The sequence below is a fragment of the Curtobacterium sp. CFBP9011 genome (assembly GCF_034045095.1).
GTDB lineage: Bacteria > Actinomycetota > Actinomycetes > Actinomycetales > Microbacteriaceae > Curtobacterium.
In genome coordinates this window covers 728,209-748,195 of sequence record NZ_JAXCWN010000001.1, presented here as the reverse complement: position 1 = coordinate 748,195, position 19,987 = coordinate 728,209, and the positions used below count along the sequence as shown (strand labels likewise).

21 protein-coding genes and 1 tRNA gene are annotated in these 19,987 nt (G+C 68.9%); 8 read left to right on the top strand and 14 right to left on the bottom strand.

Annotated elements, in window-relative coordinates:
• Positions 1-129: 129 nt before the first annotated feature.
• The 3 genes from SOM35_RS03560 to SOM35_RS03550 form a co-directional block, all read right to left on the bottom strand.
• On the bottom strand, positions 130-732 hold the full coding sequence (locus SOM35_RS03560; RefSeq protein ID WP_320514400.1) for a TetR/AcrR family transcriptional regulator: 603 nt from the start codon (positions 730-732) through the stop codon (positions 130-132).
• A gap of 36 nt (positions 733-768) precedes the next feature.
• On the bottom strand, positions 769-1,998 hold the full coding sequence (locus SOM35_RS03555) for an MFS transporter (protein ID WP_320514399.1): 1,230 nt from the start codon (positions 1,996-1,998) through the stop codon (positions 769-771).
• A 298-nt stretch (positions 1,999-2,296) separates the two neighbouring features.
• Positions 2,297-2,386: transfer RNA gene (locus tag SOM35_RS03550), tRNA-Ser, on the bottom strand.
• Between the two features lie 142 nt (positions 2,387-2,528).
• Between SOM35_RS03550 and SOM35_RS03545 the strand changes: the two genes are divergently transcribed.
• Together SOM35_RS03545 and radA are read left to right on the top strand one after the other, a co-directional pair.
• On the top strand, positions 2,529-3,497 hold the full coding sequence (locus SOM35_RS03545; RefSeq protein WP_221849490.1) for an SGNH/GDSL hydrolase family protein: 969 nt from the start codon (positions 2,529-2,531) through the stop codon (positions 3,495-3,497).
• Between the two features lie 9 nt (positions 3,498-3,506).
• Positions 3,507-4,868, top strand: coding sequence for a DNA repair protein RadA (gene radA / locus SOM35_RS03540; protein WP_204610204.1), 1,362 nt, complete (start codon positions 3,507-3,509; stop codon positions 4,866-4,868).
• Positions 4,869-4,961: 93 nt separating this feature from the next.
• Here radA and SOM35_RS03535 read toward each other — a convergent pair whose 3' ends face one another.
• On the bottom strand, positions 4,962-5,345 hold the full coding sequence (locus SOM35_RS03535; RefSeq protein ID WP_111075220.1) for an SseB family protein: 384 nt from the start codon (positions 5,343-5,345) through the stop codon (positions 4,962-4,964).
• Positions 5,346-5,416: 71 nt separating this feature from the next.
• Positions 5,417-5,704: a hypothetical protein gene (locus SOM35_RS03530; RefSeq protein WP_111045024.1), complete on the bottom strand. Its 288-nt coding sequence runs from the start codon at positions 5,702-5,704 to the stop codon at positions 5,417-5,419.
• A gap of 134 nt (positions 5,705-5,838) precedes the next feature.
• Here SOM35_RS03530 and SOM35_RS17385 point away from each other — a divergent pair, with 134 nt between their 5' ends.
• Positions 5,839-6,324 carry a fatty acid desaturase gene (locus SOM35_RS17385; RefSeq protein WP_414648542.1) on the top strand — a complete coding sequence of 162 codons (486 nt, stop codon included), beginning with the start codon at positions 5,839-5,841 and terminating at the stop codon, positions 6,322-6,324.
• A 114-nt stretch (positions 6,325-6,438) separates the two neighbouring features.
• Positions 6,439-6,645, top strand: a complete 207-nt coding sequence (gene cspE / locus SOM35_RS03525; RefSeq protein ID WP_065963953.1) for a transcription antiterminator/RNA stability regulator CspE — start codon at positions 6,439-6,441, stop codon at positions 6,643-6,645.
• 231 nt (positions 6,646-6,876) lie between these two features.
• Here cspE and SOM35_RS03520 read toward each other — a convergent pair whose 3' ends face one another.
• Together SOM35_RS03520 and SOM35_RS03515 are read right to left on the bottom strand one after the other, a co-directional pair.
• On the bottom strand, positions 6,877-7,572 hold the full coding sequence (locus SOM35_RS03520; protein WP_320514398.1) for a hypothetical protein: 696 nt from the start codon (positions 7,570-7,572) through the stop codon (positions 6,877-6,879).
• A 64-nt stretch (positions 7,573-7,636) separates the two neighbouring features.
• Positions 7,637-8,179 (bottom strand): amino-acid N-acetyltransferase, encoded by a 543-nt coding sequence (locus SOM35_RS03515; protein ID WP_181439282.1) that lies wholly within the window; start codon positions 8,177-8,179, stop codon positions 7,637-7,639.
• Positions 8,180-8,299: 120 nt separating this feature from the next.
• Between SOM35_RS03515 and SOM35_RS03510 the strand changes: the two genes are divergently transcribed.
• The 3 genes from SOM35_RS03510 (at position 8,300) to SOM35_RS03500 (ending at position 10,654) form a co-directional block, all read left to right on the top strand.
• On the top strand, positions 8,300-8,752 hold the full coding sequence (locus tag SOM35_RS03510; RefSeq protein ID WP_111075225.1) for an SRPBCC family protein: 453 nt from the start codon (positions 8,300-8,302) through the stop codon (positions 8,750-8,752).
• A 63-nt stretch (positions 8,753-8,815) separates the two neighbouring features.
• On the top strand, positions 8,816-10,102 hold the full coding sequence (locus SOM35_RS03505) for a helix-turn-helix domain-containing protein (RefSeq protein ID WP_320514397.1): 1,287 nt from the start codon (positions 8,816-8,818) through the stop codon (positions 10,100-10,102).
• Between the two features lie 3 nt (positions 10,103-10,105).
• Positions 10,106-10,654, top strand: coding sequence for a PIN domain-containing protein (locus SOM35_RS03500; RefSeq protein WP_320514396.1), 549 nt, complete (start codon positions 10,106-10,108; stop codon positions 10,652-10,654).
• A 68-nt stretch (positions 10,655-10,722) separates the two neighbouring features.
• On the opposite strand, the gene SOM35_RS03495 is transcribed toward SOM35_RS03500, so the two are convergent.
• Complete coding sequence (locus SOM35_RS03495; protein WP_320514395.1) at positions 10,723-13,242, bottom strand: ATP-dependent Clp protease ATP-binding subunit; 2,520 nt, start codon at positions 13,240-13,242, stop codon at positions 10,723-10,725.
• Between the two features lie 152 nt (positions 13,243-13,394).
• Entirely contained in the window at positions 13,395-13,868 is a 474-nt protein-coding gene (locus SOM35_RS03490; protein WP_320514394.1) for a Clp protease N-terminal domain-containing protein, read from the bottom strand.
• Between the two features lie 87 nt (positions 13,869-13,955).
• Between SOM35_RS03490 and SOM35_RS03485 the strand changes: the two genes are divergently transcribed.
• Positions 13,956-14,888, top strand: a complete 933-nt coding sequence (locus SOM35_RS03485; protein ID WP_320514393.1) for an NAD(+)/NADH kinase — start codon at positions 13,956-13,958, stop codon at positions 14,886-14,888.
• A 108-nt stretch (positions 14,889-14,996) separates the two neighbouring features.
• On the opposite strand, the gene SOM35_RS03480 is transcribed toward SOM35_RS03485, so the two are convergent.
• The 5 genes from SOM35_RS03480 to SOM35_RS03460 form a co-directional block, all read right to left on the bottom strand.
• On the bottom strand, positions 14,997-16,049 hold the full coding sequence (locus SOM35_RS03480; protein ID WP_221849021.1) for a sigma-70 family RNA polymerase sigma factor: 1,053 nt from the start codon (positions 16,047-16,049) through the stop codon (positions 14,997-14,999).
• A gap of 357 nt (positions 16,050-16,406) precedes the next feature.
• Complete coding sequence (locus tag SOM35_RS03475; protein WP_258366217.1) at positions 16,407-16,538, bottom strand: hypothetical protein; 132 nt, start codon at positions 16,536-16,538, stop codon at positions 16,407-16,409.
• Between the two features lie 115 nt (positions 16,539-16,653).
• Positions 16,654-17,310, bottom strand: a complete 657-nt coding sequence (locus SOM35_RS03470) for a GntR family transcriptional regulator (RefSeq protein WP_253466208.1) — start codon at positions 17,308-17,310, stop codon at positions 16,654-16,656.
• A gap of 90 nt (positions 17,311-17,400) precedes the next feature.
• A complete protein-coding gene (locus SOM35_RS03465; protein ID WP_320514392.1) occupies positions 17,401-18,990 on the bottom strand; it encodes an ABC transporter substrate-binding protein in 1,590 nt (529 codons plus the stop codon).
• A gap of 66 nt (positions 18,991-19,056) precedes the next feature.
• On the bottom strand, positions 19,057-19,983 hold the full coding sequence (locus tag SOM35_RS03460) for an ABC transporter permease (RefSeq protein ID WP_320514391.1): 927 nt from the start codon (positions 19,981-19,983) through the stop codon (positions 19,057-19,059).
• Between the last annotated feature and the right edge of the window lie 4 nt (positions 19,984-19,987).

Genomic DNA, 19,987 nt, shown 5'->3' with positions numbered 1-19,987 from the left:
GGAACGCCGCTGCGTCTGGTCGTCAGTGGTCCCACCGGAGTGACCCGGCGGATGCGTCGTGCGTTCGGGACGGGTGAGTACGCGACCAGGTGCGCGTCCGCCGGTCCGGGCCCGGTCAACGGACCGCGGTCAACTCGGCGTGCGCCCACCCGGTCGGAGGAGCCGTTCGGAGAGGTCGATCAGGTGTTCTCGGTACCGGCAGCGGAGGTCCGCGGAATCCGCTTCGTCGAGGACGAGGCGGGTGATCTGCGGGGCCGCGACGAACCAGCTGACGAGCCCCATGAGCGACAGGACCACGAACGCAGGGGTGAGCGTCGGATCCACGATCCCGTCCCGCTGTGCCTGTGCGACAGCGCGGCTCTTCTCGGCGTAGTGGTCGCGGCGTTCCTCGAAGTCGGGCACCGCTCCGGGGTCGACGTGCAGGGCCTCCTGCGAGACCAGCCGGAGCACATCGGGATTGGCTGTCATGAAGTCGAAGAGGTCCCCGACGAAGTCACCGACGCGTTCCGGACGGAGCACCACCGCTTCGGCGAGTTCGGTCATCCGAGCACGGAGCACCGCAGCGAACAGCGCTTCCTTGTCTCCGAAGTAGGAGTAGATGAGCGCCTTGCTGCTGTCAGCGTTCGCGGCGATCCGATCCATCCGTGCGCCGGAGATGCCGTGGGTGGAGAACTCCTCGACCGCTGCGCGGAAGATCCGGGACGTCGTTTCTGCCCTGTCGTACTTGGTCACGGTCCATCCTGACCGGAAGGCACCGCGAACCGCACGTCAAACGCCGTGCTCGAGAGCGGTCGTCGGGATGCGACGACCTCTCCTTCGCCGTTCGACGAGCAGTGCGATCACCCGCACCACACCGGCCACGCCGACGAGTGCGAGCCCGAGCACGCCCACGGCGCCCATGCCTCCGCGTTCGAACGCGATCGGCCCGAGTGTCGCTCCGAGCGATCCGCCGAGGAACACCGCAGCCATGAACATCGTGTTCGCCTGCGCGGCGCCGGCGGGGTTCGCGAGCAGCACCCTGCCCTGATTGGCGGACTGGAGGAGCTGGTTCGCCCAGGTCACGACGAACACGGACGGGACGAAGGCCCAGATGAGCCGAGCGTCGAACGCGACGGTGAGCAGGGCCGCCAGGAGGACGACCAAGGAGATGTCCACGATGCGGGCGCTGCCGAGTCGTTGCACGGTACGGGCCCCGACGAGCGTCAGGACACCGGCGAGGAGCCCCACGACGCCGAACAAGCCCGCTGTGGCGGGAGTCCAGTGCAGCACACGGGTGAGGTGGAGGACCATCACCGTCCAGAGGGCGTTGAACGCCGCGAACCCGAAGAACTGCACGATCGCGCTCTCGAGCAGCACGCCACTGGTGGCCAGTCGGTGCAGGGTCGCGAAGAGGATGCGGTGGTACGCGACCCGTTCCGCGACGGGCATCTGGCGGGGGACCACGCGACGCACCAAGGGGAGGCAGAGCAGCACGAGGACGGCGAAGAGCACCAGCACACCGCGCCAGCCGATGAGCGTCCCGAGGAGGCCCGCGACGATGCGTCCGCCGAAGATCCCGATCAAGAGGGACCCGACGAGGGCGGAGGTCGTGCTGTGCTTGGCATCGTCGGGCGCGATCTTGGCAGCGGTCGGGATGATCAGCTGTGCGATGTTCGCGACGAACCCGACGGCGAAGAAGCCAGCGGCGATCGAGCCGACGCCCGGGAGAGCTGCGGTCACGAGCAGCCCTGCCACGAGCAGCAGCATCTGCAGGCTGATCTGCGCCCGCGGTTGGAAGTGGTCGGCCAACGGGACGAGCAGGAAGATACCGAGCGCGTAGCCCAACTGGACGGCAGTGGCGATCCCGCTCGCCGCTGCCGTGGTGGTCCCGAGCTGGCTGATGAAGTCGGTCAGCAGGGGCTGCGGCAAGTAGATGGTGCTCACTGCGATCGCGGTCACCACTGACAAGACCGCGAGGGACGGTCCCCATGACGAGGTGGTCTGTGCTGCTCGGGACATGCTCACTCCTGCTCAATATTACTGACTGGTCGGAAGTAAATCACGAGCATCGGGAATGGTCAACGAACGGACGCCCGCTGTCGGACCCGTTCCGTCGTTCACGGTCACCCCGTCCGTGCCTGCCGGTCTGGCACGACCCGACAGCTGACGCGCACGGAAACTCTCGACCTCTGGCTGACGACGCTGCCGCAGAGGAGGTAGCCGCGGTCCGGAGTCGTGCGCGCAGGAGCGTGCGCGACACCTGCACGAAGACCACTCCCGAAACGAAGAAAACCCCCGCGTGAACGGGGGTTTTCTGTGGCGGTACCGGTGGGATTTGAACCCACGGTGGAGTTGCCCCCACACATGTTTTCGAGACATGATCCTTCGGCCGCTCGGACACGGTACCGGGAAAGAGTTTACACGATCCGGGAGGCCCACGGCGACACCCAGTACACCTCCCCCTCCACAGGTGGGGACGTCCGGCGCTCCGTCCACAGAACGCCACGCGGGTGACCTCGGTCCGAGGGTCCGCGCGTACCGTCTCCGGCATGAGAACGCGCACCCTCGTCGCCCTGCTGTCCTCCCTCGCCGGCGCCGCCGTCGTCAGTGGAGCAGCGGGCTTCGGCGCGCGGGCAGGGATCCGGGGCCAACGGGCCGCCTCGCAGCGTGTGGTCGACATGCTCCCGGTGCACGCCGACTGGTGGCGCGAGCGGCTGCACCACGAGGGCCAGCTGACGTACGTGGCGATCGGCGACTCAGCGGCGCAGGGCGTCGGCGCGACGGCTCCGGGGCGCGGGTACGTAGGGCTGCTCGCCCGTCGGATCCGGCACCGCTCGCGGATGACCGTGCGGGTCGTGAACCTCAGCGTCTCCGGCTCGACGACGTGGGGTGCGAAGAAGGACCAGCTGCCGAAGCTGCAGCACTTCACGCCGGACATCTGCACGGTGTCGATCGGGGCGAACGACATCGCCGACTTCCACCCGGACAAGTTCGAGCGGAACATCCGGGCGATCTACGGCGCGGTGCCCTCCCACGCGGTCGTCGCCGAGCTGCCGTGCATGTTCGTGCCCGACCGCGAGCGCAAGGTCGCCGTCGCGAACGAGATCGTGCACCGGGTCGCCGCGGAACTCGGGCTGACCGTGGCACCCCTGCACGAGATCACGAAGCGCGTCGGGATCCGGCGGACCTTCTTCAACACGTACGGCGACCTCTTCCACCCGAACGACCGCGGGTACGAGATCTGGGCGAGCGCGTTCGAGCCGGCGGTCGACAACCGTGTCGACACCGTCGCCGCGATCCGGCGCTACCTCTCTGCACGGGAAGCCGAGGACCTCGGACGCCAGGCCGGTGACGTCGCCCACGCCCGGGCGGAGCAGGACACCGACGGCGCCGAGACGATCGACACCGCGAACCGCCCGAGCTCGCTCGACCGCCTGCGCCAGCGCGTCACCGGGTCGCTCCCGCTGCCCGGTCGGACCGACGACGGCGAGCCGACCGATGTCGGCGGAGCGGCCTAACCTCGTCCCATGGCCCGCCCCCAGTCGTCCTACCGCTGCTCCGAGTGCGGTTGGACCAGCATCAAGTGGGTCGGCCGCTGCGGTGAGTGCCAGTCCTGGGGAACGGTGGAGGACGCCTCCGCTGCGACCGCGAGCACCCGTGGCACCGCGTCGATCGCCGTCACCGGCAACCGCATCGCCCGTCCGATCACCGAAGCCCGCAGCGGTTCGTTCCAGCGCTGGCAGACCGGCATCGGGGAGTTCGACCGTGTCCTCGGCGGCGGCATCGTCCCCGGCGCGGCCGTGCTGCTGAGCGGTGAGCCCGGGGTCGGCAAGTCCACCCTGTTGCTCGAGGTCGCCTCACGCGCAGCCGCGATGGGCAAGCGGGTCCTCTACGTCAGCGCCGAAGAGTCGGTCGACCAGGTCCGGCTCCGCGCCGAACGCACCGGGGCGATGCACGACGACCTGTACCTGGCGAGCGAGGTCGACCTCGGCGTCATCCTCGGTCAGATCGAGCAGGTGCAGCCGGACCTGCTCATCGCCGACTCCGTGCAGACCATCTCCTCCGCCTCGGTCGACGGCATCGCGGGCGGTACGTCACAGGTGCGCGAGGTCGCCTCGACGCTGATCCGGGTCGCCAAGCAGGCGGCACTGCCGGTCCTCATCGTCGGACACGTCACGAAGGACGGCACCATCGCCGGCCCACGCCTGCTCGAGCACCTGGTCGACGTCGTCTGTCACTTCGAGGGCGACCGGCAGACCGCCCTCCGCTTCGTCCGCGCCCTGAAGAACCGGTTCGGTCCCACCGATGAAGTCGGCTGCTTCGACATGGCCGGCGACGGCATCCACGAGGTCCCCGACCCCAGCGGCCTGTTCATGTCCCGCAACGGGGCGCCGGTGTCGGGCACCTGCATCACCGTGGCGATGGAGGGCCGCCGAGCCCTGCCCGTGGAGATCCAAGCGCTGGTCGTCCCGAGCTCGGCACCCCAGCCACGCCGGGTCGTCAACGGGGTCGACGCGTCCCGGGTGGCGATGCTCCTCGCGGTGCTGGAACGCCGTGCCGGCATCAAGCTGTCCGACGCCGACGTCTACGTCTCGACGGTCGGTGGCATGAAGCTCACCGAACCGGGCGCCGACCTGGCGATCGTGCTCGCCCTCGCGAGTGCCGCACGAGACCGGCCGTACCCGCACACCCTCGCCGCGATCGGGGAGATCAGTCTGGCCGGGGAGATCCGTGCGGCGACCGGGGCGAAGCAGCGGGCCAACGAGGCCGGACGTCTGGGGTTCACGACCGTTCTCGGCGCCGACGCCGAGCACCTCCGCGAAGCGCTGCGGGTCGCGTTCTCGATGACGAGGTCACCACGAGAGCGCGAGCTCGACGCCGCCTTCTGACGGAGGCACCGACACCCTGAGAACCAGACACAGCCTCCAGGCCGGTCCGTGCCGGTCAGCGCCGGTCAGTGCCCGCCAGACCGTCCGTGCCGTTCAGGCGCGCAGCGCAGCCAGCAGGTCCGCCGGCTCCGACTGCATGGTGTGCGGCCCGGCGATGTCGAAGAACACGCCCTCGAGCGAGTCCAGGTGCGCGGCCAGGAACTCCTCCAGCCGCGCGGCGTCGTAGACCATCACCTGCCGGAGCTTCTCGCCCGGCACCATCGCCGTGTACGCGTCCGCCGACGAGAACAGCAGCAGGATGCGCTTGTCCGAGCCCTCACGGCCGAACACCCGGACCTGCATGTCCTTCTTCCCGGTGACGAGCCGCGGGACGATCACGATGTCGTTGCGCAGCGCGTAGGCCACTGCAGCGACGTCCTGCTTCGCGAGGGCTTCCTCGAGCTGTTCGCTCCGGAAGCGCTGTTCCTTGTCTGCCATCGCCCCTAGTCAAGCAGCACGCGCGTGCGTGCGGCTCCGGTCAGGTGACGAGACGGGAGGCACGGTGCCGGTCAGTGGACCCGGCCCGCCTGGACGGCGTGGGTGCGGATGCGCAGGTCGGCGGCGAACTGGGTGGTCTCCGGACCGAGTTCGTCGTCCGGAGCGGACTGCACGAGGACGCCGATCGCGGGGGCGAGGATGAAGCTCGACGTCGCGGCCATGCCGTAGTCGTCGACCGAAGGGACGTCCACGCGGTCAGCGAGGCCGGACTGTGCCAGTGCCGTCGCGTAGTCGAGCACGGCGTACGCCGCTTCGTCGCTCGTCATGACCGAGGCGACCCCGTAGATGAGGTACTTCATGGCCCAGCCTTCCGTCGATGTCCGTGACGCTACGCCGCGGTCGCCGTGCCGGAGTCGCATGTCGTCCTGTAGACGCACTCAGCGGGCGCACCTCTGAGCGATGTCCCAGACAACCTCACCAGGGGTGACCGCGTGTGCGATCCGGTCGGTGCCGAGGGGCGCCGCGGGCTGCTCCACCGTCGCCGCCATGCCTCTGGGGCCGCGGTTCTGCTTCCCGACCGGGCCGGACGCCGGCCGCGCGTGGCCCGTCCGGAGGCCCATCCGCACCCGCCGAAGCGGCGATTCCGAGCGCCGTCGAGGGGGTCGAGACGGATTCGCTCTCGCGTCAGGACCGATCTTCGCGTAGCATCGCTGGTGGCGTGTGGGTGGACCACCTGCTGGGCGGTCTCAACCACCAGGCAGAACTCCATCTGTTCCCGAGCATGGCGTGGCCAATCCTGCGTTGTGCGAAGGCCCTCGTGTGTGAGCATTGCGAACAACACGGGGTCCCGTACACGAAGACTCCAATCTTCCGCACCTACGGGGTCGTCGCCTGGTTTCACAGCCGGGTCGATCTCGAAGCGTGCGACCCGTTCACCTGCCCGATGGTGAGTGCACTTCCGATTGCACTGAACCTCTGATCTCCGTCGCCCCGCTCGATGCCGGGTGCCGCACAAAGCTCGATGGCCATGCCGTCGAAACCCGCGGTGGTGGAATTCTCTCGCCGCGCACGTAAGAAAGTAAGGAACGCCGAAATGGCAACTGGGACTGTCAAGTGGTTCAACAACGAAAAGGGCTTCGGCTTCATTGCGCCGGACGACGGCAGCGCTGACGTCTTCGCCCACTTCTCCGCGATCGGTGGCAACGGCTACAAGTCGCTCGAGGAGAACCAGAAGGTCGAATTCGAGATCACCGAGGGCCGCAAGGGCCCGCAGGCGGAGAACATCACCGTCATCGGCTAACACCGGTCTTCGCGAGCGCCGGGTCTGAGGAGCAATCCTCGGTCCCGGCGCTTCGTCGTTCTTGCAGCAGCGGATGGCTGGTGGCTCAAGGTCCACCCCTGAGGGGCAGCACCACGGGTCGTAACGGTCGTCGAAAGCGAAGACCCCCGGACGAAGCCAGGGGTCGGACGCCGATCGGGCTTTCCCAATCCACTTGCGTCGATTTTATCCCGACGGCAGCACCGCCGTCCCTCAGCTCAGGACGAACTGCACCGACTCCGCCGACGTGATCTCCCCCACCGCGACCTGCAGGTGGTAGCTCGCGCCCCCAGACGTCACCGAGGCGCGTGCGGCGTCGCACGTCGTCGCGGAGGACCGGGTGCGGTCCCAGGCGATGGCGGGCGTGGTGAGCTGCTGGCCGGCCTTCAGCGTGACGTCCTGGTCGGTGCCGCCGGTCTGGCAGTCCTTCGACGACCAGTACTGCTCCTTGCCGGAGGTGATGGTCAGCACCTGCTGGGCGGACCCGAGGTCCATGTGGCAGGAGTTCGACCCGGTGTTCTTGATCGACATCGCGATCTGCGGGTCCTCGCCGGCGGCGTAGACGCGTTTGTCGAGGACCGGCGTCAGTGCGATCTGGTCCGTGGCGCAGGCCGCGCCGTCCTTGCGTGTGGCGGCCGACGGTGTGGGTGAGCTCGACGGCGCGCCCGAGGCAGCCCCCGACGCGCCGGAGCCCGCAGACCCCGAGCCCGAACCAGCACCGGCATCAGCAGCTGCCGACGACGCCCCACCACCGGGAGTCGGACCGGCCGCAGGAGCGCCGTTGCCCCGGCCGACGACGATGAGCACGACGACGACCACGACGAGCAGGACCACCCCGAGCACCAGGGCTCGGCGGCGCCAGTAGGTCCCCGGACGCTCGGGGCCGACGGGATGGCGGAACGACGACATGCGCACAGGGTAGACACCCGCGCGGGACCGGCCGAGGTCCCTCGCCGGGCGGCCGGGCAACCCGTCAGAGGATCTTCAGCATGCGGGTGTTGCCGAGGGTGTTCGGCTTGACCCGGGCGAGGTCGAGGAACTCCGCGACCCCTTCGTCCGACGACCGCACCAGTTCGGCGTACACCTCGGGCGGGACGACGGTCTCCCCGATCTCGAGGTACCCGTGCTTGGCGAAGAAGTCGACCTCGAACGTCAGGCAGAAGATCCGGGCGACGCCGAGTTCGCGGGCGTCGTGCTCGAGGGCTTCGAGCATCCGGTGCCCGACGCGCTTGTGGATCCAGTCCTGGTCGAGCGCCAGGGTCCGGACCTCGGCGATGTCGTCCCAGAACACGGCGAGGGCGCCACAGCCGATCGGCGTCCCGTCCGGTCCTTCGGCGATCCGGAACTGCTGGATCGACCCGTACAGGACGACGTTCTCCTTGCCGAGCAAGATCCGCCGGTCGACGTACGGCGCGATGAGCCGCTGGATGTGCGGCACGTCGGACGCCAGCGCCGGACGCACCAGGATCCCGTGGTCGTCCCGTTCGGAGAAGGCGTGCCGTCCGTGCTCAGTCATCCGCCCCAGCCTACGTCGCCGCCGTCACACGGCGTCACGGGGGACATCAGCCAGGACGCTGCACAGGCGCACCGGCCTACCGTCCGAGACACACCAGCACGACGAGCAGGAGGAGCAACCATGCCCCAGATCATCGAGACCGTCGACGTCAGCGTCCCCGTCCGCGCCGCCTACGACCAGTGGACCCGCTTCGAGGAGTTCCCCACGTTCCTCGACGAGGTCGAGAAGATCGTCCAGGTCGACGACACCACGACCGACTGGACCGTGAAGGTCGCCGGCCAGGAGCGTTCGTTCCGTGCCCTCATCACCGAGCAGCACCCGGACGAGCGTGTCGCGTGGACCGTCAAGGACGGCGACACCGAGCACGCCGGCGTGGTCACGTTCCACAAGCTCGCTGACGCCGAGACCCGTGTCACCGTGCAGATCGACTGGGAGCCCTCCGGCTTCCTCGAGAAGCTCGGCTCCGCAGTGGGCGTCGGCGGTCACGCCGTCAAGAAGGACCTGCAGAACTACAAGGAGCGCGTCGAGGCGGCCCCCACGGCCGACGGCTGGCGCGGTGACGTCCAGGCCTGATCCGCCTGAGCACACAGACGGGAGGCCCGGTACCAGCTGGTACCGGGCCTCCCGTCTGTCCGGGTGCCGGCTTTTCCTCCACAGGGCCACTGTCCGGAATTCCACCCACACCTTCGGCGCCGCCCCGAACTGGTCGCTTCTCTCACGCCATCCTTTCTCGGAGATCGAAACGGGAGGAGCGGCACGTTGGGATATTCACAACAGGCGGATAGGATTAGCGCCATGTCGGAGATCGCGGACCGGATCCGCAGCCTGATCAGGTCGGAGCCGGGCCTCACCCAGAAGTCCTTGGCGCTGGCGGTCGGCATGAAGCCGGACGCACTGTCCCGGGCCCTGAGCGGAGAGCGGGGTCTCTCCATCGACGAGTTGTTCGCCATCGCAGGCCACTTCAGGGTCTCAGTACACGAGCTCGCAACCGGCGAGAGCGACCCACACGAGGTCGCAGTCGCCGCGCGCCACGGGTTCGACAACGACACCAAGGCCTACACCAACCCCGCGTGGGACTCGTCGAAGGTGGTGTTGGAGGACATCGCACTGGCGTACCGTCAGGCGGCTGGCTCCGCTCGTACCTCTGCTCCGAGGAACATCGGCGGGCTTCCCGCGAGCGCACTCCGAACGAGCCTCGTGAACGCGAGCGGCGCTGAGTTCGTCCGTACATTCGCTGACGCGATCGAGCGCTCGTTCGACATCGACGTCGTCCGCGTGGGCGGCCTCACGAACAGCTACTCCATGCGCATCGGCGAACGAGTGGTCATCGTGACGAGCGACACGAGCAACTGGTTCTACCAGAACTTCTCTCTGGCGCACGAACTCGGACACATCGCGAGCGGGACGATGCGCCCGCTCGATGACGACCACCGTCCCGTCGGGCGCCACGAGGCCGGGGCGAACAAGTTCGCATCAGAACTCCTCCTCCCACGGGAACTGGTCACATCGGTCGAGTGGCGGAGCGCCGATCGTGACGTGCTCGGGAGGTTCCTGTGGAGCACGGGCGTCTCGACCAAGTCACTCGCGAACCGCCTCGACTCGCTCGATGTCCCCGTCTCGGCCGACGTCGAACGAGCCCTGGCAGAGAAGACACAGCGGGTCATCTCGCAGTCGACACTGTTCTCCGGTGTCAGCAGCGCCGAGCTCGTGGCCTCCCGGTCGCAGGACTCGTCCGCCCGGCGGTTCCCTCTCCACCTCATCGCGGCGCATCGAGGACTCGTCGAACGAGGGCTCCTCCATGCGAAGACGCTCGCCTGGATGCTCGGCAACGACGAGATCGAGATCGAACGAGAGAGCTCGTCCGCGACGCACGACGTCTCCGTCGACGAGCTCCAGGCGTTCTTGGGCCTGTCGGAGCCGTGAAGCGTGACGAGACTCTTCTTCGCGGACAACACGGTCTTGATCAACTTCGCGCTCCTCGATCGCATGGAGCTGCTCGGACGCCTCGCGAACGGCTGCGCCGCGTGGACGGCCGCGATCCGGCGGGAGTGTCGCGCGAGCGCCGACGCCCTCGACAACGACCAACTCCGTGGCGCTGAGGCCGTCTTCGGGACACCCGTGAGGTTGACCGATCCGCGGACCATCCGGGAGGTCCTCGTGCTGCTCGAACAGCTACGTGAGCCACACGACCCAGACGACCGACACCGCGGAGAAGCCGAGACCATCGCGCTGATCGCCGTCGAGCACGCCGGGAGCCTCTTCGTCACGGACGATGCAGATGCCCGGATGCGTGCCCAGGAGCGAGGGATCCGATCGGTCTCCACGTGTCAGCTGCTCCGGCTCGCCATCCGGATCGGCGCGTTGACGGCGCATGACGCCTGGGCATCCGTCTGCGAGCTCCGGCGACGCGGGCGCACCTTGCATGACTCACCTCGCGAGGAGTCGACCTACATGCAGTGGTGTCGCGCCGCCTGAGCACACCACAGACGGGAGGCCCGGTACCAGCTGGTACCGGGCCTCCCGTCTGTGGTGTGGCTGGCTGATTAGCCCTCGATCTCGCCGGTGGGCGCCTCGGGCGCCTTCTCGAGCGAGGGAGCGCCGGTGAGGACCTCTTCGCGGCCCGGCTGACGCCCGGTCTCGAAGGTGAACGCACCGTCCACGAAGTCGACCTTCACGTGGTCGCCCGCGGTGAGCTCACCCTGCAGGATGTGCTCGGACAGCTGGTCCTCGACCTCGTGCTGCATCGCACGGCGCAGCGGTCGAGCACCGAGGGACGGGTCGAACCCGACCTTGATGAGCTGCTCCTTGGCCTGCAGCGACAGCTCGACGGTCATGTCGCGGTCGAGCAGACGGTCGGCCAGACGCTTCACGAACAGGTCCACGATCTGCAGCAGCTCGGGCTGCGACAGCTGCGGGAACACGATCGTGTCGTCGACGCGGTTCAGGAACTCGGGCTTGAAGTGCTTCTTCAGCTCCTCGTTCACCTTGCCGCGCATGCGGTCGTAGCCGACGGCCGAGTTGCCCTCGACCTGGAAGCCCACCGGGCCACCCGCGATGCCCTGCGAACCGAGGTTCGTGGTCATGATGATGACGGTGTTCTTGAAGTCGACCACGCGGCCCTGACCATCGGTCAGACGCCCCTCTTCGAGGACCTGCAGCAGCGAGTTGAAGATGTCCGGGTGCGCCTTCTCGATCTCGTCGAACAGGACCACGGAGAACGGCTTGCGGCGCACCTTCTCGGTGAGCTGGCCGCCCTCTTCGAACCCGACGAACCCGGGAGGGGCACCGAACAGACGCGAGACGGTGTGCTTCTCGCCGAACTCCGACATGTCGAGGGAGATCAGTGCGCCCTCGTCGTCGAACAGGAACTCGGCCAGGGCCTTGGCGAGCTCGGTCTTCCCGACGCCCGTGGGGCCGGCGAAGATGAACGAGCCGGAGGGACGGTTCGGGTCCTTCAGGCCGGCACGGGTGCGTCGGATGGTCTTGGACAGGGCCGAGATGGCCTCTTCCTGACCGATGACGCGCTGGTGCAGTGCCTTCTCCATGAAGACGAGACGCGAGGTCTCCTCTTCGGTGAGCTTGAACACCGGGATGCCCGTGGCCTGGGCCAGGACCTCGGCGATGATGCCCTCGTCGACGGTGCCGGACGCGGCGACGTCACCGGCACGCCACTGCTTCTCGAGGCGGAGACGCTCGCCGAGGAGCTTCTTCTCCTCGTCGCGCAGGCTGGCGGCCTTCTCGAAGTCCTGCTCCTCGATGGCGGCTTCCTTCGACCCGCGAACGGTCGAGATCTTCTCGTCGAACTCGCGGAGCTCGGGCGGCGCCGACAGGATCGACAGACGCAGGCGGGCGCCGGCCTCGTCGATCAGGTCGATGGCCTTGTCGGGCAGGAAGCGGTCCTGCACGTAGCGGTCCGCCAGGTTCGCCGCGGAGACGATCGCCCCGTCGGTGATGGACACCTTGTGGAACGCCTCGTACTTGTCGCGGAGGCCCTTGAGGATGTTGATCGTGTGCGGCAGCGACGGCTCGTTGACCTGCACCGACTGGAAGCGACGCTCGAGGGCTGCGTCCTTCTCGAAGTGCTTGCGGTACTCGTCGAGCGTGGTGGCACCGATGGTCTGGAGCTCACCGCGGGCGAGGAGCGGCTTGAGGATCGAGGCCGCGTCGATCGCGCCCTCGGCAGCGCCGGCACCGACGAGCGTGTGGATCTCGTCGATGAAGACGATGATGTCGCCGCGGGTACGGATCTCCTTCGTGACCTTCTTGAGGCGCTCCTCGAAGTCACCGCGGTAGCGGGACCCGGCGATGAGCGACCCGAGGTCGAGGGAGTAGAGCTGCTTGTCCTTCAGCGTCTCGGGCACGTCGCCCTTGACGATCGCCTGGGCGAGGCCCTCGACGACGGCGGTCTTGCCGACGCCGGGCTCACCGATCAGGACGGGGTTGTTCTTGGAGCGACGGGAGAGGATCTGCATGACCCGCTCCATCTCCTTCTCGCGCCCGATGACCGGGTCGAGCTTGCCGTCGCGCGCTGCCTGGGTGAGGTTCCGACCGAACTGGTCGAGGACCTGCGAACCCTGCTGCGCGTTCTGCTGCTGCTCGCCGCCGACGGCGACCGCTTCCTTGCCCTGGTAGCCGGACAGGAGCTGGATGACCTGCTGGCGGACCCGGTTGAGGTCGGCGCCGAGCTTCACGAGGACCTGGGCTGCGACACCCTCGCCCTCGCGGATGAGGCCGAGCAGGATGTGCTCGGTCCCGATGTAGTTGTGGCCGAGCTGCAGCGCTTCGCGCAGGGACAGCTCGAGGACCTTCTTGGCGCGCGGCGTGAACGGGATGTGCCCGGTCGGCTGCTGCTGGCCCTGCCCGATGATGTCCTGCACCTGCTCGCGGACGGCATCGAGGGAGATACCGAGCGACTCCAGCGCCTTGGCGGCGACGCCCTCGCCCTCGTGGATGAGGCCGAGGAGGATGTGCTCCGTACCGATGTAGTTGTGGTTGAGCATCTTCGCTTCTTCTTGAGCGAGGACGACAACACGACGGGCCCGGTCGGTGAATCTCTCGAACATGTGCTCTCCCTTGGCCCCGAACGAACCGGGGCCGACAGCCGGACTCGTGTGAGTCCGGTCACGTACATCGAGACTAACCAGCGCTCCCCGTCAGGGCTGCCCCTGTTCGCCGTGGGCGTGACCTCGGGTCGTCCGGCGCACTGCGCGGATCGTCACGCCCGTCGCCCGGCTCGGCGGACCGCCCGACGGAGGCGCCGCGGATCGGCTCCGACCGCTTCGAGCACCTCGTGGGCACCACCGAGCAGCGGGTCGTCGACACCGTCCAGGACGGCGAGCAGGACGTGGTGCGGTCGGACGCGTTCGTGGGGTCCGGCGATCTGGGCGGCGTGCGCGAGGATCCGGGCGACGGCGGGCGTGCAGCTGATCCGGTCCTCGTGACGGTCGCCCGGCGGCGGCCCGACGATCGCGCGTGCGGCGCAGCGCACGGCGTCGACGGAGAGCCCGTGGTCGGCCAGCACCGCGCCGAACCGCGGCATGCCGGCACACAGGGCGACGGCGGCGAGGAGCAGGTGCTCGGCGTCGACGAAGCCGTACCCGATGGCGCGGGCTTCGTGCTCGGCCAGCAGGGCGACCTCCCGCCCGCGTCGGACTTCGGGCACGGCGACGGAGAGCACGGCAGTCTGCATCCATGCAGAATATGAGATATGAGTACGAAACGGAAGCGTGGTGGGGACATCCGCCGACGCCGAGGAGCCACCGGTACGATCCGGTGCATGGAGCAGCCCGTCGTCGGCCTCGTCGTCCACCCGTCGAAGAACGTGCAGGAGTCCGTCGAGGTCCTGGACCGTTGGAACGCGTCCGGTGCCGGCCGTCTGGTCGCCCGGCGGATCGACGCAGCACGCCTGGGCAGCGCGATCGACGCCGTCGACGACGACGGGTTCACCGACACCGTCGACCTGGTCGTGGCGCTCGGCGGCGACGGCACGATGCTCGGCGCCATGCGACTCGTGGCCCGCCGCCCGGTGCCGGTACTGGGGGTCAACTACGGCAACGTCGGCTTCCTGGTCGAGATCGAACCGCCCGAGCTCGAGTCCGCGCTCGAACGGCTCTCGGCCGGCGAGTACCAGCTCGAACCGCACCACGCGCTGGAGGCCCGGCTCTCTTGGGGTGGGTCCCGCACGGACTACCTGGCCTTCAACGACATCACGATCGTCCGGCGCCCGGGTGCCGGCCAGGTCTCCGCCGACCTCAGCGTCGGCGGGCTCGGGTACGGCTACTACCGCGCGGACGCCATCGTCGCCTCGACCCCGGCCGGCTCCACCGCGTACAACTACGCCGCCGGCGGCCCGGTGCTCTCCCCCGCACTCTCCGGCTCGGTCGTGACCCCGGTCGCGCCGATGGCCGGGATCGACCGCTCCGTGGTCCTCGCCGCCCGGGAGCGCTACCGCTTCGACATCGCCGAGGGCACCCGCAGCGCCGCACTCGAGGTCGACGGACTCGTCGTCGGCGAGGTCGCCACCGGCGCGCAGCTCGAGGTCCGGCTCCGGAAGGACGCCGGCAGCGTGGTCCGTCTCGACGCCGAACGCCACGGCCGGACCGGCCGCCTCAAGCTCGGCCTCCTGGACCTGCCGCTCCGTCCGGACCAGCTCATCGAGCTGATCCCGCACGACCTGCGGCAGAAGCTGCACCGCGAGACCGAGGACTGACGCGATCCGCGCCTCCCGTCCGACGCGTCGCGCGCACCGCCGGACGGGAGGCCCGTGGGACGACGGAAGGCCCGCCCGGTTCACACCGGACGGGCCTTCGCATGTGACCTACTCGGTCAGGTACAGCTGCATGTCCTGCGAGACGGCCTTCGCGAACAGGCGGAGCTTCGCACGCGACTCGACGCGGCTGACGGCCTGACGCGTGGTGTGCACGATCTTCGAGATCTCGTCGAGCGTCATCGGCTTGTCGTCGTCCAGGCCGTAGCGCATGCGGATCACGTTGGCTTCGTCGCTCGGCAGCTCGGCGACGATGGAGCGGATGTCGCGGTGCAGCAGCGTCGTCTCGGTGAGCTCGTTGGGGCTCGCGGCGTCCTCGTCCTCGATGAAGTCACCGAGTTCGCTGTCGTCCGAGTCGCCCACGACCGTGTGGATCGAGACCGGCTCGTGCGAGCGGCCCTTGAGGTCGACGAGTTCCTCGACGCTCATGCTCAGCTCGGCGGCCACTTCCTCCGGCATCGGCGCACGGCCGAGGTCGACGGTGAGGTCACGCTCGGTGCGCGAGATCTTGTTGATCAGCTCGACGGTGTGCACCGGGATGCGGATCGTGCGTGCCTTGTCGGCGAGACCACGCGAGATCGCCTGGCGGATCCACCAAGTGGCGTAGGTCGAGAACTTGTAGCCCTGGGTGAAGTCGAACTTCTCGACCGCACGGACCAGACCGAGGTTGCCCTCCTGGATGACGTCCATGAACGGCAGGCCGCGCTGCGAGTAGCGCTTGGCGATGCTCACGACCAAGCGGAGGTTCGAGGTGATCATCCGCTCCTTGGCACGCTCACCGTCGCGGACGAGCCAGCGGAGTTCGCGCTCGAGCGACTTCTCGAGGCCGGTCTCGGTGTGGAGCTTCTCCTCGGCGAACAGCCCGACCTCGATGCGGCGGGCGATGTCGGCCTCTTCCTCAGCCGTGAGGAGGGCGAGCCGGCCGATGTGACGGAGGTAGTCGCCGACCTGGTCGACGGACGCACCGCGGACACCGGCGAGCTGCTCGTCGGCCTCGACCTCGGCGACGGCGTCGAGCGTGGTGGCCTCGGCGGAGGTGGTCTTGGGCGCTGCCTTCTTGGTGCGGCGCGAGGTGGTGCTGGGTGCGGCCGTTGCGATCGCCATGGTGACTCTCCCTGCCTGTGACGGTGTTGTCCTTCGTGGGCTGAGACCGAGTTTGGCGGGCCGGAGGTGTACCCCACAAACCACCACGATCGATTCTCAGGCTTCTCCGTGCTTCGTCATCGGGGGACATCGGTGCGGGGTACAGCTCGCCCCGGCTGCTCTCGCGCTCGATCCGCGCCGTGCTGCCGATCGGCGAGGAATCACAACGGTGTGACTCCTGCTCCGCGCCGAGGGGGACACGTGTACCCCGGGGTGCAACGCGTTCCGGACAACGTAAAAGGGGTACGTCGCACCGGATCCGATGATCCAGCTGACGTACCCCGAAGGAGTACCCGTGCGGGGGTCATGACCACGCTGTCACCACGACGGCTCGAGCCATCCGTCGCGGTTCTTCGAGACCTCGAGGTCCGGGTCGCGGTCGAACTCGTCGTACTCGCTCTCGATGTCACCGACGAGGCTGCGGGACGCGGTGGGATGCAGGATGGACATGCCGACGATGGTCACACCGTCGGGCGTCGGCGGGGTGAACACGGGCTGTCGGCTCGGTGTCGGCCCCACCCGGGTCGGCCCCACCCGGGATGGCGTCGGCCGGCAGCCCGGTCCGTCAGGCCGGCGGGTGCAGGACGGCGAAGGACGGGGTGCGGTCGCGCTCGATGTGCGAGTAGGCCAGCGCCTCGGCCATCCGCTCGTCGCCCCGGGCGATCGCGGCGGCGAGCTCGACGTGGTCGTGGAAGGCGTCGTGCACGTCGAGCGCGCTGGTGAGGTAGAACAACCACTGCACCCGGCCGGAGACGGAGCGCATCGAGGCCTGCAGCAGGCTGTTGCCGGTCATCGCCACGATCGCCTCGTGGAACCGGGTGCTCGCCTCGGCGATGCGGTACGGGTCCCCGTCCTCGACGACGCTCTGCGACCAGGCGAGCGCCGCCTCCAGTTCGTCCGTGGAGACCCCACGACCGACCGCACGGGCGGCGTGCCCGGCGGCCCCGACCTCGAGCACCTCACGCAGGTCGAACAGCTCGTGGATGAGCCGGGAGGTCCAGGTCGACACCACGGCCCCACGACGCGGTGTGCTGGTGACGAAGCCCTCGACCTCGAGCATCGGGACGGCTTCACGCAGGGGGACGCGGGACACCGCGAGCTCCTCGGCGATCCGCGTCTCGGCGAGCTTGTGCCCCTGGGGGTACTCGCCGCGGATGATCGCTTCGCGGAGGCGCGCGTGGATCTGCCGCGGGAGCGACAGTGCGGGCTCGGTGGTGGTCATCGGGTCAACCTTCGCAGACTCGGGCGGCGGTCCACCGGGGTTCACGGGGACCGGACGGGGCACCGGGGCTGGTCCCCGGTGCCCCGCGTGTCACTTCTGGAGTCCGAGCTTGCTGAAGTCGAGCTCGTTGGCGCCGATGTTGTGCGCTGCCGCGACGCCGGTCAGCCACTTCTGCGAGACGACCCAGTCCTTGTTGTAGGACAGGTTGTAGTAGCAGCCGGTCGCGGCGTACTGCTGCGCGGCCTTGCCGTAGAGCGACTCGTCGCCGGTCTGCAGCGCCTGGTCCAGGGTCTTGTCGACCGCGGGCACGTCGCACCCGAAGTAGTTGATGCCGCCGGACTTGTCCCAGAACACGTGACCCCACATGTACGGGGAGCCGCCGTCCGGGCCGTTGTTGCCGTCGAAGAACGCGTCCGGTCCGCTCGTCGGGTCGTTGATCCACCCGAAGACCTGCGAGGTCGGGTACGACTTCGCGGTGGCCTTGATGCCGAGACCCTGCAGTGCCGCCGCCTGGATGTTCGCCATCTGCTGGGCGTTGGTGTTGCCGCTGGCGTAGCCGATCGTCATCGTGGTGCCGGCGGGCAGCCCCTTGGCGTAGGCCTTCATCGCTCCGGGCTCGTACGTGGTCTCCTGCTTGTCCGAGCCGTCGGAGAGCATGCCCTTGGCGTACAGGGTGGTCGCCGGCTCGGAGCGGCTGCCGAGGACCTGCTGCACCATCTTCTTCTGGTCGATGCTCTGCAGGAAGGCGATCCGGGCCTCCCTCGTGGCGAAGAACGACTTGGTCGGGTTGACCGTGACCAGCGCGGACTGGAGCGTCGGCAGCATCGCGCTCGAGAACTGCTTGCTGTCCTGGTACTTCGACAGGCTCGACGACGGCAGCGCCGCGACGATGGTCGACACGTCGCCGCGGTCGAACGCGAGCTGCAGCGCGGACACGTCCGAGTAGATCGGCAGCTTGATGGTGGTGAACGGCGACTTGGTGCCCCAGTAGCCGTCGTACCGCTTCATCGTCCACGAGCTGCCGGGGTCCGCGGCGCTGATCTCGTAGGGGCCGGTGCCGGCGTCGTGGGTCTGCAGCCATGTCTGCGCGTCGTCGGAGCCGGCGTGTGCACGGAGCGCGGTCGGCGACTCCATCTTCGGGCCGAACGGTGACGCCAGGTAGTCCAGGAAGGCCGAGTTCGGGCTCTTCAGGGTGACGACCGCGGTCTGCGCGTCCGGCGTCGCGACGCTCTTGACGCCCTCGACCATGTAGGCCGCACCACCCTTGACGGCGATGCGGCGGTCGAACGCCGTCTGCACGGCCGCCGAGGTGAACGGGGTCCCGTCGTGGAAGGTGACGCCCTTCCGCAGGTGGAACGTGTACTCGGTGTTGTCGTCGCTGACCTGCCACGAGGTCGCGAGCCGCGGTGCGATCTGCACCTTGTCCGTGTCGTTCGCGTACTGCACGAGTCCCTCGTACGCGTTGAGCACGATGGCCAGGCCGTTGTTCGCGTAGTAGATGTCGGGGTCCGGCGGCTGACCGATGTCGCCGAGCAGGCCGACGGTCAGGGTGCCGTCGGTCGGGGCGGCGTTCGGGGCCGCGGCACCGGCACCGGAGCAGGCGGTGAGGACGAGCAACGGCACGGCGGCCGCGGCGACCAGGGCGGCGCGGGTGCGGCGCCGGAGGGTGGTGAGCTGCACGGGGGATCTCCTTCAGGGCGGTGGGGCGCAGGTGGAGCAGGTGAGGGTGCGGGGTGGTGGGGGAGGTCAGGCGAGGCGCGGATCGGCGGCGGTCTGCAGGCAGTCCGCGACGGTGTTCACGACGACGTAGACCGCGCCGAGCACGAGGGTCACCGCGGCGATCGCCGGGTAGTCCGACGTCGGGATGCTGTTCGCCAGGTAGCTGCCCATGCCGGGCCAGCTGAAGACCTGCTCGACGACGACGTCTCCGGCGAACATGAACCCGAGCTGCAGGCCGGACATCGCCAGGGCCGGGCCGACGGCGTTCCGGACGACGTGGCGCGCCAGGATCGTCTCCTCGCCCAGCCCCTTCGACCGGGCGGTCCGGACGTGGTCGGCGACCAGGGTGGTCTCGAGCCCGGAGCGCAGGATCCGCCCGATCGCCAGGGCCGGTGCGATCGCCAGCACGGTGGCGGGCAGGACCAGGTGCGACAGCTCCGACCCGACTCCGCCGTCGCCCCGTCCGGAGGCCGGCAGCCACCCGAGCTGCGCGTAGAACAGGATGATGCCGCCGAGGGCGAGCAGGAACGGCGGCGCGGTCGCCCCGACGAGCAGCACACCGCGGTACACGCCGGAGAACGGCCAGCGCAGGGCACCCGACGCGGCGAACAGCCCGGCGAGCACGAGGGCGATCGCGAACGCCGCCAGCACGAGCTGCACGGTGGCGGGCACCGCGGACGCCAGGTCGGTGGCGACCGGGCGGTGCGTCCGGAACGAGGTGCCGAAGTCGCCGTGCAGGGCGCCCCCGACGAACCGCAGGAACTGCACGGGCAGCGGGTCGTCGAGCCCGAGCCGCTGCCGTTCGGCGTCGACCGCGGACCGGGAGGCGTTGGCACCGAGCGCGGCCCGGGCCGGGTCACCGGGTGAGACCTGCTGGAGCAGGAACACCACGACGCTGAGGACGAGCAGCACGACGACGAGCGAGCCGATGCGGCGGAGGACGTACGAGACCACGGCG

Bases quoted from the DNA above. Each gene is read 5' to 3' on its own strand.
- cspE (WP_065963953.1), top strand. From the start codon at position 6,439: ATGGCAACTGGGACTGTCAAGTGGTTCAACAACGAAAAGGGCTTCGGC.
- SOM35_RS03515 (WP_181439282.1), bottom strand. From the start codon at position 8,179: ATGACTGAGCACGGACGGCACGCCTTCTCCGAACGGGACGACCACGGG.
- SOM35_RS03495 (WP_320514395.1), bottom strand. From the start codon at position 13,242: ATGTTCGAGAGATTCACCGACCGGGCCCGTCGTGTTGTCGTCCTCGCT.
- SOM35_RS03475 (WP_258366217.1), bottom strand. From the start codon at position 16,538: ATGTCCATCCTGCATCCCACCGCGTCCCGCAGCCTCGTCGGTGACATC.
- SOM35_RS03545 (WP_221849490.1), top strand. From the start codon at position 2,529: ATGAGAACGCGCACCCTCGTCGCCCTGCTGTCCTCCCTCGCCGGCGCC.
- SOM35_RS03535 (WP_111075220.1), bottom strand. From the start codon at position 5,345: ATGGCAGACAAGGAACAGCGCTTCCGGAGCGAACAGCTCGAGGAAGCC.
- SOM35_RS03490 (WP_320514394.1), bottom strand. From the start codon at position 13,868: ATGCAGACTGCCGTGCTCTCCGTCGCCGTGCCCGAAGTCCGACGCGGG.
- radA (WP_204610204.1), top strand. From the start codon at position 3,507: ATGGCCCGCCCCCAGTCGTCCTACCGCTGCTCCGAGTGCGGTTGGACC.
- SOM35_RS03470 (WP_253466208.1), bottom strand. From the start codon at position 17,310: ATGACCACCACCGAGCCCGCACTGTCGCTCCCGCGGCAGATCCACGCG.
- SOM35_RS03520 (WP_320514398.1), bottom strand. From the start codon at position 7,572: ATGTCGTCGTTCCGCCATCCCGTCGGCCCCGAGCGTCCGGGGACCTAC.
- SOM35_RS03555 (WP_320514399.1), bottom strand. From the start codon at position 1,998: ATGTCCCGAGCAGCACAGACCACCTCGTCATGGGGACCGTCCCTCGCG.
- SOM35_RS03530 (WP_111045024.1), bottom strand. From the start codon at position 5,704: ATGAAGTACCTCATCTACGGGGTCGCCTCGGTCATGACGAGCGACGAA.
- SOM35_RS03510 (WP_111075225.1), top strand. From the start codon at position 8,300: ATGCCCCAGATCATCGAGACCGTCGACGTCAGCGTCCCCGTCCGCGCC.
- SOM35_RS03485 (WP_320514393.1), top strand. From the start codon at position 13,956: ATGGAGCAGCCCGTCGTCGGCCTCGTCGTCCACCCGTCGAAGAACGTG.
- SOM35_RS03480 (WP_221849021.1), bottom strand. From the start codon at position 16,049: ATGGCGATCGCAACGGCCGCACCCAGCACCACCTCGCGCCGCACCAAG.